The sequence below is a fragment of the Variovorax sp. N23 genome, assembly GCF_025486315.1.
GTDB lineage: Bacteria > Pseudomonadota > Gammaproteobacteria > Burkholderiales > Burkholderiaceae_C > Variovorax.
In genome coordinates this window covers 185,849-197,996 of record NZ_JAOOPY010000010.1, presented here as the reverse complement: position 1 = coordinate 197,996, position 12,148 = coordinate 185,849, and the positions used below count along the sequence as shown (strand labels likewise).

The window sequence follows — 12,148 nt, the reverse complement described above, 5'->3', positions numbered from 1 at the left end:
GGCAACTCGCCAGTCAGGCCATCTCGGTGACGGCCTGACTTAAACCAAACAGCCTCCGCGAATGCCGGGGCGATTCATGGCAGCGGGTGTCCAATCCATGATGCAGGTCAATCCTTGATGCTGCGAAGGGCGCCAAATCGCTCCTTATTACACGGAAAATGGGTGGCTCATGAGCCAAGGAATCCTCAAACGTATCCAGGATGGAAAGCTACCGACGCACTTCCTCCTCCGTACGGACGTTGACCAACTTCAAGACTTGAGGGATGCCGGCTATCTCAAGGTCAGCTTTGGACCGCTCGAGCACGAACATCGGACCTCCGCCACGGTGACGGAGGTCACCCCGCTAGGCCGGACAGCGATTCGATATTTCGGGTTTGAGATTGGGTCGCCGAGTTCGAGGCCTAACCAGTGACCGGGCGCAGCGCGCTCTGTGTTGTCGTCCGGAAATTAGGGCTGAGCGACTTCTTGTGGATGCTGATGAGGAAGCAGAGCAGCACCGGCCTTGCTGAATGCGTTGCTGCCGCATCGAACCATTCTCGGACTATGACCAGGCACTTGATGCCGGCTTTGTGGCGCTCCAGGAGTTCTGCGCTTGACCGCTCCTCTCGCTCAAGGTACGGCAGCGTTCAGACCGGCGCCGGGATGGGGAAGCATGCTTCGAGATGCGGGCACCTGTGCTGGCGTCCGGAGGTGTGGAGTTCGGTTGGGTGACCGGCCGAGTCGAGTTTTACCAAGCTGAGGAGCAAGCGATGCCCATGCGACTACTTGAGCGCCTTTGTTGCACGGCCCTTCCGATGAACATCGACGCAGACGACGACATCGAGAAGTGCGCGGTGCTTCGCGCTGCCAGGCTTATAGAGGCTGATATCCCTCCCGTTCTGCATCAGCGAGGGCGGACCACATACGCAGGACACGTCACGGTGATGTGCGTCACCGCGAACGGCAGAGCGGCGTCGGGAATTCGCACTCGTGCGCCGGCGTATTCGGCAGACTACTTCCCGCGCCCAGTCACTTCAGCCGAACCTTCAGGGGGGACCAAGCTGGGGGTTGATGCCGCGCGAGCGGAACACCGCACTGCGGGCCTGGTATGACCGATGGATTCCATCACTCACTTCGAGCCTGAACTGGACCGCTGCTTCGTCAGGCTGGCTCGGTTTGAAGCCAGCGTCCCGGGGGCGCGAGACGTCGTGTCCAGGATGTACGCGAGTCCCATGATGCACGCGTACATGCGCTACTCCTGGTTCAAGGCCTCCACGCCTGGACAACCTGCGCTGTGTCTGACCAATATCATCGTGGCGGACGGCGCCAGAGGCCAAAAGCACTTTGCAGGATTCATCGAGCGATTCCTCGACGGCAACGAGGACTTGGACGCCCGCGTGCTCTATCTTGAGAACATAGTCAGCCCCAGATTCGGGTACTCGCTCCTTCGAGCGGGGTTCCAGCGCTGTGCGCATGGAACGGGCGAATTCCCCACCTACTACCTGGTGCGGTAGTGCAAGCGCTCAGCCCTTGGGACCTCGGCTGCATCGTCCGGAAAACCGGAGACCACTACGCAGCGACGTGCCAGCGACTGTGGGCACCTCCGCGCAGCTTCTCGACAATGGTAAGACTGCTGGCGACCGATGATTCGACCTCGCTCGTTGGCTCTATTTCGCTTTGGTCAACCTGCCAAGTGAGGTGAACACCGTGCGGTACGCCAATGAAGATGAATCAACGGACCCGGTATGGGCAATCCTCAACGAGGTGCCCTCGATGCTCGCATACTGGGACAGCAACCTGTTGTGCAGGTTCGCGAACAGGGCCTACGAGCGTTGGTTTGGAGTCAAAGGTTCGAGCCTCTTCGACACGTCGCTTCAAGACCTGTTGGGGCCTGAGTTGTTCGCTGCAAACGAACCTTTCATCCGTGCAGCGCTACGAGGCGTGCCGCAGGAATTTGAACGCGTCGTCCCGCACCCTGATGGAACGTTGAGGCCGAGTCTGGCTCGCTACCTTCCACATGTGGTGAATGGAAAAGTGCTTGGGTTTGTGGTCGAGGTGACGGAGGTCACCAGCCTCCATGAGGCGAGGGAACAACTCAGACGTCACGTCGAAGACCTCGAACGGACAAATGCACTGCTGTCGAGGAGCCAGGAAGCCTTGCGCCTTGCGCAACGTCTCGGCGGAGTTGGCAGTTGGGAGTTGGAGGTGGCGTCTGGCATCGTCACGTGGTCCGAGCAACTCTACGAAATATTCGGACTCGACCCCCGCATGCCGGCTCCAACGTACGCGGCGCATCACGCGTTCTACACCTCGGAAAGCTGGGAAAGGCTGCAGGGGGCTATCCACCGCGCCATCCAGTTTGGTTCGCCCTACAAACTCGACCTGGAATACATCCATCGCAGCGGCCGGCGCGGTTGGCTGGATGCGCGCGGCAATGTGCAACGCGACGCTCAAGGTCTGGTCACCATGCTCTACGGCACGGCACAGGAAATCTCTGTTCGGCGCGTGGCCAGAGAATCTGCTTGGCAGGCGCAACGCATTGCGGAACTCGAGCAGAGCCTCATGACAGAGAGGGCCATGAATCAACGACTCAAGGACGAATTATCGACGACGCGTCGTTCTTGAAGTCCGATGGCCCGCCCGTCTGGGAGCAGCTTGGGGCTGCCCGGCGAAAACCACGCAGTTGCGGTACGGCCGCGCACGGATGGGGCAGACGGGCAACGCGAAGCCCTTGAACGTGGCTTGCCCGACGTGTCGTCGCTGGCGGCCGGCACGGCGCATCGTCGATGCCATACCTCAAGTTCGCTGCGGGGCTGTGCCGCGGGCCGATGCTCAAGGCGGCTAGGTTGACGCGTGTCAAGAGACGGGCAACGAAAGCCTCGCAGCCCTTGGCATTGCCCCCCACTTGCAGTGCAGAATCAAAAAGCTCTGTCCGGGTCTGACCCGCGCAGTGATTGGAGGTAAAGATGCGAAGCGACGAAGGCAGGCTCCGGCCCGCGATTCACTGGCTCGTGGTGATGGCGGGCGGCAAAGGCGCAGCGCAAGCCGCATCCGCCATTCTTTGCAGTCTGCCCATTGACTTTCCTGCTCCGATTATTCTTGCTCTTTCACTCGAAGAGCGAAGCCGAGAATTCATTCGAACTCTCAAGTACCATAGCGGGCCTCGAATGACCATCGCCCTTCAGGGCTTGACTCCGGCAGCGGCGCACTTCTATGTCGCACCTGCGAACAACAGCATTCTTATCGAGGCTGATGGGACTTTGGGGCTTTCAAAATCGACCCGGGACACCGCCGCCCCCGCCGACCTTGCGCTAGGTTCAGCCGCGGCGGTCTATGCGGAGAGAGTGATTGGGGTAGTGCTCAGTGGCGAAGGCCATGATGGTACCGGAGGCCTCACGGAGGTTACCAGGCACGGTGGTGTACGAATCGTACAGAGTCCCAGTGACTCGCAGCGACCTCAGATGCCGTCCAGTGCCGTGCTGGGTGACCATCCAAACTACGTCGCAATGGTCCACGACATCGCGCCGATTCTGATGCGGCTTGTGCAGTCGCCGATACGTCACCCTATGGGCGATTTTCCCGCAGCGGAGTAGCCGACCCGAAGGTCGGATGCGTTCATGGCGTGGTCCGCGAGCGTCTGAAGCGATGCGATATTGTTGCTGCAACGCGGCACCGAATGGCGCAGTGGAACACGTCGTCGAAGGTCCGCAGTTGGCCGACTGTAGTCGGCCTGCGCAGCGGTCGCCCTTGGCTGATGTTCGCCGTCTTCAACATTTTCTGGAGTGCTCTCGCGTTGCCGCTCACTGCGCCACCGCTCTCGCTGTCACATTCAGCCGTCGGGGCGTTCGGGTTGCTTGGCGCTATCGGCGCCTTCTTCGCGGGGCGCGCAGGACGTTGGGCTGACCAGGGGTGGGGCGAGCGCACGAGCGCTGCTGCGCTGGTCCTGCTGCTTCTGGCATGGCTACCTCTCAGCTTCACGGCGTCGTCGCTGTGGTGGCTGGCTGTCGGCAGCCTGATGCTCGACGCGGGCGGCCAAGCCCTGCATGTCACCAACCAAGCGTTGATTCTCCGAGGACCGGCCGAGTCGCATGGCCGCCTCATCGGGTGCTACATGCTGTTCTATGCGGTGGGCAGCGGAGCGGGGGCACTCGCATCGACAGTGGTGTACGCGCACGTTGGGTGGTCGGGCGTGTGCATCCTGGGCGCATTCGTGAGCTCAATAGCGCTCGTCTTCTGCGCCTCAACGTGGGCGCGTCCTTCCCGTAGCACGACATGGGTGCAGCCGTGAGGAGCAACGTTCCGCGTGGCAGGGCGATGTGGCAGGTCACAGTGGACGCGCCTGCAAGGCGGTGTCGGGAAGCCAGTGACGTACAGCCAGTTTTTGGGGTTGCTGCCGGTGATGGCGGCAACGGTCATTAACGCACCAGTGTCATCTCGGACCCAGTGGCCGGTTTCAAAGTACTGCTGAACTCGCCAGACAGCCGGTACGTTCACGACGCCTGCACTCTGCTGACCTCGGCCTTTCGGCGTGAACTTGCTTGCAGCTTAGTGAACCCGCAGCACCTCAAACTGCTGTCGGGTTGGAGCGACCTGTATCGAAACCTCATCGCCCTCGCATTTGCCCAGCATGGCCCTGCCCAAAGGTGCTTCGCTGCTGACGACCTGAACGAGCTGAGTGCCACTGAGCAACTTCATGCTGCCCCCATCCGGGCCGAGAAAGAGCTGTTGCTGCTTGTCATCGGAATCGACGAGGCAGACCAGCGCGCCAAGCTGTATACCTTTGCTGGCGTCGTAGGGACGCGGGCGGAATTGGCGCCAATTAGCCATTGCTTGGCGGATGGCCTCGGCGCGCCGAGCTTGGCCCGTGGCCAGGTAGGCGGCTTCGAGTCCCAATGTGTCGTATTTGTTTTCGGCGATGTTTTCTTCGTGGGTCGCCGTCTCGTGGGCCGCCCGCACTGCTTCTTCGGCTTGCAGCAGGTCTTCGGCGAGCCGTTCCAGCACCTGCTGTTGCAGCAAGAATTTATCCATGGCGAAAGGTAGGCATCTCGAAAAAGCAGGAGATAGGTCTTGATTATGAAGGGGCCCACCAGCCTTCGACGCCTCTGTTCGCTGCAGGTTGACTTCAGCTATGGGCCGAGGCTGTGTGTAAACACCCTCGGCGCACTTGTACGCCGAGCGCGCACGTTGTGGGTTGTGTGACGGGCCTCACAGGCCATTCAGTAAGCGGTTGATCGCGCCCGGTGTTTCCTATCGCGCTGCACGCTGGCAAGGCCTTACGGAAGAGGCTCACGCCCCCACCGGTCGCATTGCCTTCAATGTTCCCGCAATTCCCAAGATGCTCATCACTCGCTTGAGGTTGTAGGCAAGCACGTGAAGACTCATCTCCGTCCCAACGTGATCCATCGTCTTCATCAGGAAGTGCGTCGAGCCCATCCAATGCTTCAGCGTTCCGAATACATGCTCGATGGTCGCGCGCCGCAACGTCATTGCATCGGGCCTACGGTCCAAGCGCTGCTGCATCCGATCGATCACGGCTTCATGTTCCCAGCGGCGAATGCGTCGGGCGGATGAGGTCGTGCACTGATCCCTCAGCGCGCAACCTGGACAGGCACTGGGCCAGTAGAGACGCAGATCCAGGTTGTCTTCCCATCTACTAAACCGGTAGATGGCTCGCTGCCCGGCGGGGCACAGGTATTCATCGTCCTTTGCGATATAGATGAAGTCGGCCTTGCCGAAGCGGCCGTGCGCCTTCGCATTGGAGGTCATTGGCTTGGGAACGAAGGCAGTGATTCCGGCGTCCTCGCAGGTCTTGATCTCCAAGCTGTTGAAGTAGCCGCGGTCGGCGAACGCCTGCAGCTTGGTCTTGCCCATGGCCTGGCGTGCGGCCACTGCCATCCTAGTGAGCTGAGTTCGATCGTTGCCGATGTTCGTGACCTCGTGGGCGACGATGAGGTGGTGCTTGCCCTCGACTGCCGTCTGGACGTTGTAGCCGACCAAGCCTGTGCTCTTGCCGGACTGAAGCATCGAGCGCGAATCAGGATCGGTCAGTGAGCGCTGTTGGCCTGGCTCGCCTTTGAGCTGCTCCTTGGTCTCGTCAAGTTGCCGCATCCGTTCGCGCAGCTTGCCGATCTTCTCCTGCAGGCGATCGGTCTTGGCTTCGAGGTCAACGGGCTGGACGCGGTCCGCGGTTTCCAGTGCGTCGAGGTAGCGCTGAATGCTTTGCTCGATCTGCTCCTTGCGAGCATCGATCTTGCCCGGCGAGAAGTTGCGATCGCGGCTGTTGACGGCTTTGAACTTGCTGCCATCGATGGCTACCACGGCTTGCGAGAAGAGCTTCATTTGCCGGCACAGCACGATGAAGCTGCGGCACACGTTGCGGATGCCTTTGCCGTTGTCACGACGGAAGGCGGCGATGGTCTTGAAGTCCGGTGTCAGGCGGCCGGTCAGCCACATGAGTTCGACATTGCGCTGCGCCTCGCGTTCCAGCCGGCGACTGGACTGGATGCGGTTGAGATAGCCGTAGATGTACAGCTTGAGCAAGACCGAGGGGTGGTACCCGGGGCGACCTGTGGTTGCGGGGTCCGCGTCGTCGAAGCCGAGGGTGGTTAGATTCAGTTCGTTGATGAACGCATCGACGACGCGCACCGGGTTTTCCTCTCCGACGTAGTCGTCAAGGCACTCGGGCAACAACGTGACCTGGTGTCGGTCCGCGCCTTCGAGGAATCGCTTCATGGGCCACCTCGCTGGAAACGGGTGACCTCCTTTTATTTTTTAGAGAGCGAGTGGGGGAAGCGTTTTCACACAGCCTCGGCCCGGTGCAGACATACACCTCCCCCAAAAGCTGCCGTCCGACCAAGCGACATTCAGCTCTTCATTCTGCAGTTCCATGTCTCTGGCTTCGAGCGTGCTCAAGTGCTCCGCAGCCCACGGTCACTTTGCTGCGCATCCAGGCCGAGGGCGGAGGGTGACCCCTGCAGCGAGGTCAAGGAGGAGGAGCAGCCGAAGGCTGCGACGGGGGACACGAGCGGAAGGGGTCACCCTTCGCCCTCGGCCCGACCACACCGTCAGAGCTTTAGTGCCGGAAACCCACTGCCCTCAGCCCTTGGCCGTCGCAACCTCTTCCTTGAGCGACGCCACGATCTCATACGACCGCAACCGCGTCGCATGGTCATACACCTGCGACGTGATCATCAGCTCGTCCGCACCCGTGCGCTCGATGAACGCCGCGATGCCGGCGCGCACCGTCTCGCGCGAGCCCACGGCCGAACACGACAGCACCGAGTCGAGCAGCGCCCGCTCCGACGGGCCGACATTGGCGTAGTAGTCCTTGACCGGCGGCGGCAGGCGGCCCGGGCGGCCGCTGCGCAGGTTCACGAAGGCCTGCTGCCACGAGCTGGCGCGGAACTGTGCTTCTTCGTCGGTCTCGGCGGCGAACACGTTGAAGCCCAGCATCACGTAGGGCTTGGCCAGTTGGGCCGAGGGCTTGAAGGTCTCGCGGTAGAGGCGGATGGCCTGCATCATCTGCTGCGGCGCGAAGTGCGACGCGAAGGCATAGGGCAGGCCGAGGTGCGCGGCGAGTTGCGCACCGAAGGTGCTGGAGCCGAGGATCCAGATCGGCACCTCGAGCCCGCGGCCCGGCACCGCCATCACCGGCTGGCGCGGCGACTTGCTCATGAAGTCCATCAGCTCGACCACGTCCTGAGGGAACTGGTCCGAGTCGGATTCGAGGTTGCGCCGCAGCGCCTGCGCGGTGCGCTGGTCGGAGCCCGGCGCACGGCCCAGGCCCAGGTCGATGCGGCCGGGGTAGAGCGATTCCAGGGTGCCGAACTGCTCGGCGATCACCAGCGGCGAGTGGTTGGGCAGCATCACGCCGCCGGCGCCGATGCGGATGGTCGAGGTGCCCGCGCCCACATAGGCCAGCAGCACGGCCGTGGCCGCGCTGGCGATGCCCGGCATGCCGTGGTGCTCGGCCAGCCAGTAGCGGCGGTAGCCGTGCTTCTCGCCGTGCTGGGCGAGCGCGAGCGAGTTCTTGAACGACTGCGCGGCATCGCTGCCTTCGCAGATCGGGGACAGGTCGAGGATGGAGAACGCGGTCATGGGCGGATCATCCCCCGCCCGGCGCACCGCCGTTGGTCCGGGGCCTTTTCCCCTGACGCTCAGACGGGCGTTGCGCGGCGCGTCAGGACGCCCACCCGCGCGCCGTGCTTGCGCAGGCTCTCGGCGAAGGCGTCCGACGCGAGGTAGGCGTATTCGACCATCCGCGCGTCCGCGATCGCGTCGCCGTCCACCCGCGCGTTGGCCGGATGGCACATCAGCAGCGTGCCGTCGTGGCTGGCCGTCAGCCACCGGTCCATGTGCCGGCCGTACGCAGCCGGCGTGGCTGCGTCGAAACCGTAGACCCCGGCGAAGTCCGGGTTGTGCGGCACGCCGTGTGCCGCCAGTTGCCGCCGCAGTCGCCACCCGCCCAGCAGCGCCAGCACGCCGGCCTTGCCCGCGCCCCATCGCCAGGTCGCAGGCACGGTCGCGCGCACCCACGGTGCCGCCGGGCCGTAGCGTTCGGCCAGCACATCCAGCAGCACCTCGCGCACGCCCGGCAGCTGGTGCACATGCTGGTGGCCGTCGATGAAGTCGGGCGGCGTGCCGAGCACCTGCTCGAAGTCGTCGAGCTGGCGCGTCAGCTGCGCGCGCACCTGCATCTGCGACAGCTGGCGCGCATAGGCGCCGCGCAGCACCGCGCCCAGCGTCGGCGCCGGCTGGCCGTGGCCTTCGGTCATGTTCAGGTGCAGGCCGCGCGCCAGGGCGGGCACGGCCGCCAGCAGGCGTGCCGCCTCGGCCCAGCGGGGCGAGGTGGTCATGCAGCTGGTGGCGCTGAGCCGGCCCTGCCGTGCCAGGTCCACGACGGCCTCGTCCACCGCGGGATGCAGCGCGTAGTCGTCTGCGCAGAGCAGCACGCGCTTGCCGTCGGTCGCCGCCGCGGGCGTCAGCAGTTCATGCATCGCGTGTCGGCGCGTCATCCGTCGCGGCCTTCAGCGCGCTGTGGTCGAGGTCCTCGGCCACCAGATAGAGCGGCCGCATCTTCACCTCGGTGTAGATGCGGCCGATGTACTCGCCGAGGATGCCGATCGACAGCAGCTGCACGCCCGAGAATAGCATCAGGCCGGCGGCCAGCGTCGGCCAGCCGGCCAGCGAGTTGCCGAACACCATCGCCTCGACCGCGATGAAGAGGCCATAGCAGATGGCCAGGAAGGAGATGATCAAGCCGGCGGCGCTCCACACCCGCAGGGGCAGCGAGCTGAAGGAGGTCAAGCCCTCGAGCGCCAGCATGCTGAGCTTGCGCAGGCTGAAATGCGACTGGCCGCTGCGTCGCTCGTCGGGCGTGAAGGGCAGCGCCACCGAGCGGAAGCCGACCCAGGCATAGAGGCCCTTCATGTAGCGGTTGCGCTCGGGCATCCGGCGCAGGGCTTCGACCACGCGGCCGTCCATCCACCGGAAATCGCCGGCGTGCCGCGGCATGTCGACCGAGCTGCCGGCGCGCAGCAGACCATAGAAGAGCCGGGTGCCGACGCGCTTGGTCCAGGCCTCGCCGGCGCGCTCGGCGATCACGCCGTAGACCATGTCGTAGCCGCTGTGCCACAAGGCAGCCATCTCGGGCACGAGCGACAACGGATGCTGGAAGTCCGAGTCGATCAGCAGCACCGCATTGCCGCGCGCATGGGCAAGGCCGGCCGTCAGTGCGGCCTCCTTGCCGAAGTTGCGCGACAGCTCGATGTAGCGCAGGCCCAGCCGGGGGCCGAGTTCGCGCGCGATCGCCTGCGTCGCGTCGCGGCTGCCGTCGTTGACGACGATGATCTCCACGTCGGGCGTCAGCGCCTTGAGCGTGGCGTGGAGCGCCTCCAGGAAAGGGGCGAGGTGATCGGCCTCGTTGTAGGCCGGCACCACGCAACTCAGGCGAAGCGGCGGCCGCACGACCGGCGCGGCGGCAGGGGTAGGAAGGGTCATGGTCTCGGTCTGAAGGAGGTCGGGGCCGGCGGCGCGCTCCGGGGGACATGTACGCTCGCTACCCATGGACATATCCGTGAATTCTCGCCGCAAGGCCGGCGCGCCGGCCCGGGCCTTCGGCATCTTCGTCGCCCTGCATGTGCTGGTGTGGACCCTGCTGCCGGTGCTGCTGACGTACAACCTCCCGCTCGACACCATCGAGGCCCTGAGCTGGGGCCGTGAGTGGGCCGCCGGCTACGCGAAGCACCCGCCGATGTCCGGCTGGCTGGCCGAGCTGTTCCGCTGGGGCACGGCCGACTGGCCGCTGTTGTTGCTGCCGCAGCTGGCGGTGGGCGTCGCGTTCTGGGCCGTGTGGGACATGATGGGCGACGTGCTGTCGCCCCGGGCGGCGCTGGTTGCCGCGATGGCGCTGGAGGGCGTGCACTACTACAACCTCACCAGCCTGGAGTTCAACGCCAACGTCGTGCAGTACCCGTTCTGGGGGCTCGCGGCCCTGGCCTTCTGGCGCGCCGTGCGCCGCACCGACGGTGCCGGCCTGGGCTGGTGGGCGCTGCTGGGCCTGGCCTGTGGCGGCGGCCTGCTGAGCAAGTACTCCTTCCTGCTGTTGCCGGCCTCGATGGTGCTCGCGCTGATCGCCGTGCCGGCCCTGCGCAACCAGTGGCGCGGCGCCGGTCCCTGGCTCGCGCTGGCGATCGCGGCGGCGATGTTCGCGCCGCATGTGCTCTGGGCACAGGCCCACGACTACCCGACGCTGCGCTACGCCACCGGCCGCGGCGAATCGGCGGTCGCCAACCCGGTGTTGAGCCGCCTCGAGGTGCTGCTGAGCTTCAGCGCTGCGCAACTGGCCGCGCTGGCGCCGATGCTGGTGCTGCTCTGGGCGGCGGGCGGTCGGCCCGGCGCAACCACGGCCGAAGGCGGGGGTCCCTGGCGCCTTCCCGCCCGCGACGGCTGGGTGCTGCTGGCCATGGGCGGCGGGCCGCTGGCGGTGTACCTGGTCGCCGGCGTGGCGGGCGTGCGCCTGCACGACATGTGGGGGTCGCCGGTGCTGCTGGTCGCCGGCCCGGCGCTCGCGATGGCGGGGGGACTGCAGCTGCGGCACCCGAAGCGCTTCGCCCGCGTCTTCGGCGTCTGGGCACTGATCCTGGTCACGCTGTACGGCGCACTGGCCATCGGCGGGCCGCGGCTGCGGGGCAACCTCTCGCGCATCCACTACCCGGGGCGGGAACTGGCCGCGGCGGTGTCGCACGGGTGGCAGCAGGCGCGCGGGGCCGGCGTGCCGGTGCCGATCGTCGCGGGCGACATGTGGGCGGCCGGCAATGTCGCCGCCTACCTGCCGCCGCAAGCCGGCGGCCGCCCCCCGGTGTACATCCAGGTCGACCCCGTGGCCGCGCAATGGCTGGACGACGCGAAGACCCGTGCACGCGGTGGCGTGTTCGTGTGGGAAGCGGCGCCCGGCCGCGCGCTGGACGCGCCGCCGGCCGACTGGCTGGCGCGCTTCCCCGCGCTGCAGGTGCAGCCGCCGCTGACGCTCGACGTGCGCCGCTTCGGCCGCGACTTCACGGTGCGCGCCGGCTGGGCCATCCTGCCGCCGTCGGGGCCTTGATGCCCGGCCATCACCCCAGCGGCACGCTCGCTTCCTTCAGCACGCGCAGCACGAAGTGCGACTGGCTGTGGCGAATGCCGGGGATCTTGTAGAGCTTCTCGCGCAACAGCCGCTCGTAGTCGCGCGTGTCGCGCACGGCGATGCGGATGTAGTAGTCGTAGTCGCCGGACACCAGGTACGCCTCCTGGATCTCCGGGATGGTCGCCAGCACCCGGCCGAAGTCGTAGAGCGTCTCGTCGGTGTGGCTTTCCAGCGTGACCTGCACGATGACCGAATCGTGGTAGCCGAGCTTGGCGGGGTCGATGTCGACCGTGTAGCGCCGGATCACGCCGTGCGCCTCGAGGCGCTTGATGCGGCCCCAGCAGGTGGTGGGCGACAGGCCGACCTCGGTGCCGATGTCCTGCAGGGTGCGGCGCGAGTCCTTCAGCAGGATCGCCAGGATGGCCAGATCGGTCTTGTCGAAAGAATCTTCGGACGATTTGCCTGTTTCTCGATTGGCTTTCAATTTATGCCCCGATTCAGTCGAAAGAATGAAGCACATTCTGCCCCGACACCGGAAGAATCGAG

The 12,148-nt window shown here is 65.1% G+C and carries 10 protein-coding genes and 1 pseudogene; 5 read left to right on the top strand and 6 right to left on the bottom strand.

Annotated elements, in window-relative coordinates; genetic code table 11:
- Window positions 1-1,094 precede the first annotated feature (1,094 nt).
- The 4 genes and pseudogenes from N8A90_RS16660 to N8A90_RS16645 form a co-directional block, all read left to right on the top strand.
- A complete protein-coding gene (locus N8A90_RS16660) occupies window positions 1,095-1,493 on the top strand; it encodes a hypothetical protein (protein ID WP_262076082.1) in 399 nt (132 codons plus the stop codon).
- 193 nt (window positions 1,494-1,686) lie between these two features.
- Window positions 1,687-2,604, top strand: coding sequence for a PAS domain-containing protein (locus tag N8A90_RS16655; protein WP_262076081.1), 918 nt, complete (start codon window positions 1,687-1,689; stop codon window positions 2,602-2,604).
- 341 nt (window positions 2,605-2,945) lie between these two features.
- The gene (locus N8A90_RS16650; RefSeq protein WP_262076080.1) at window positions 2,946-3,572 is read left to right on the top strand and encodes a chemotaxis protein CheB; all 627 of its coding nucleotides are present in this window, start codon (window positions 2,946-2,948) and stop codon (window positions 3,570-3,572) included.
- 155 nt (window positions 3,573-3,727) lie between these two features.
- Window positions 3,728-4,267, top strand: a pseudogene (locus N8A90_RS16645) (MFS transporter); the annotation flags it as partial.
- Between the two features lie 257 nt (window positions 4,268-4,524).
- Here the strand turns inward: N8A90_RS16645 and N8A90_RS16640 are convergent.
- The 5 genes from N8A90_RS16640 to N8A90_RS16620 all read right to left on the bottom strand — a co-directional run bounded on the left by N8A90_RS16640 (window position 4,525) and on the right by N8A90_RS16620 (window position 9,978).
- Complete coding sequence (locus N8A90_RS16640) at window positions 4,525-5,007, bottom strand: GreA/GreB family elongation factor (RefSeq protein WP_262076079.1); 483 nt, start codon at window positions 5,005-5,007, stop codon at window positions 4,525-4,527.
- A 258-nt stretch (window positions 5,008-5,265) separates the two neighbouring features.
- Window positions 5,266-6,711, bottom strand: coding sequence for an IS1182 family transposase (locus N8A90_RS16635; RefSeq protein WP_262076078.1), 1,446 nt, complete (start codon window positions 6,709-6,711; stop codon window positions 5,266-5,268).
- A 363-nt stretch (window positions 6,712-7,074) separates the two neighbouring features.
- Window positions 7,075-8,076: an LLM class flavin-dependent oxidoreductase gene (locus N8A90_RS16630; RefSeq protein WP_262076077.1), complete on the bottom strand. Its 1,002-nt coding sequence runs from the start codon at window positions 8,074-8,076 to the stop codon at window positions 7,075-7,077.
- A gap of 59 nt (window positions 8,077-8,135) precedes the next feature.
- Window positions 8,136-8,993 (bottom strand): ChbG/HpnK family deacetylase, encoded by an 858-nt coding sequence (locus tag N8A90_RS16625; protein WP_262076076.1) that lies wholly within the window; start codon window positions 8,991-8,993, stop codon window positions 8,136-8,138.
- Entirely contained in the window at window positions 8,968-9,978 is a 1,011-nt protein-coding gene (locus N8A90_RS16620; protein WP_262076075.1) for a glycosyltransferase family 2 protein, read from the bottom strand. The genes N8A90_RS16625 and N8A90_RS16620 overlap by 26 nt, the downstream gene beginning before the upstream one ends.
- A 76-nt stretch (window positions 9,979-10,054) precedes the next feature.
- Here N8A90_RS16620 and N8A90_RS16615 point away from each other — a divergent pair, with 76 nt between their 5' ends.
- The gene (locus N8A90_RS16615) at window positions 10,055-11,581 is read left to right on the top strand and encodes a glycosyltransferase family 39 protein (RefSeq protein WP_262076074.1); all 1,527 of its coding nucleotides are present in this window, start codon (window positions 10,055-10,057) and stop codon (window positions 11,579-11,581) included.
- Window positions 11,582-11,591: 10 nt separating this feature from the next.
- Here the strand turns inward: N8A90_RS16615 and N8A90_RS16610 are convergent, their stop codons facing one another.
- A complete protein-coding gene (locus tag N8A90_RS16610; RefSeq protein ID WP_262076073.1) occupies window positions 11,592-12,086 on the bottom strand; it encodes an Lrp/AsnC family transcriptional regulator in 495 nt (164 codons plus the stop codon).
- Between the last annotated feature and the right edge of the window lie 62 nt (window positions 12,087-12,148).

Coding starts and splice junctions, on each gene's coding strand:
- N8A90_RS16660 (WP_262076082.1), top strand. CDS start 1,095: ATGGATTCCATCACTCACTTCGAGCCTGAACTGGACCGCTGCTTCGTC.
- N8A90_RS16650 (WP_262076080.1), top strand. CDS start 2,946: ATGCGAAGCGACGAAGGCAGGCTCCGGCCCGCGATTCACTGGCTCGTG.
- N8A90_RS16640 (WP_262076079.1), bottom strand. CDS start 5,007: ATGGATAAATTCTTGCTGCAACAGCAGGTGCTGGAACGGCTCGCCGAA.
- N8A90_RS16635 (WP_262076078.1), bottom strand. CDS start 6,711: ATGAAGCGATTCCTCGAAGGCGCGGACCGACACCAGGTCACGTTGTTG.
- N8A90_RS16630 (WP_262076077.1), bottom strand. CDS start 8,076: ATGACCGCGTTCTCCATCCTCGACCTGTCCCCGATCTGCGAAGGCAGC.
- N8A90_RS16625 (WP_262076076.1), bottom strand. CDS start 8,993: ATGACGCGCCGACACGCGATGCATGAACTGCTGACGCCCGCGGCGGCG.
- N8A90_RS16620 (WP_262076075.1), bottom strand. CDS start 9,978: ATGACCCTTCCTACCCCTGCCGCCGCGCCGGTCGTGCGGCCGCCGCTT.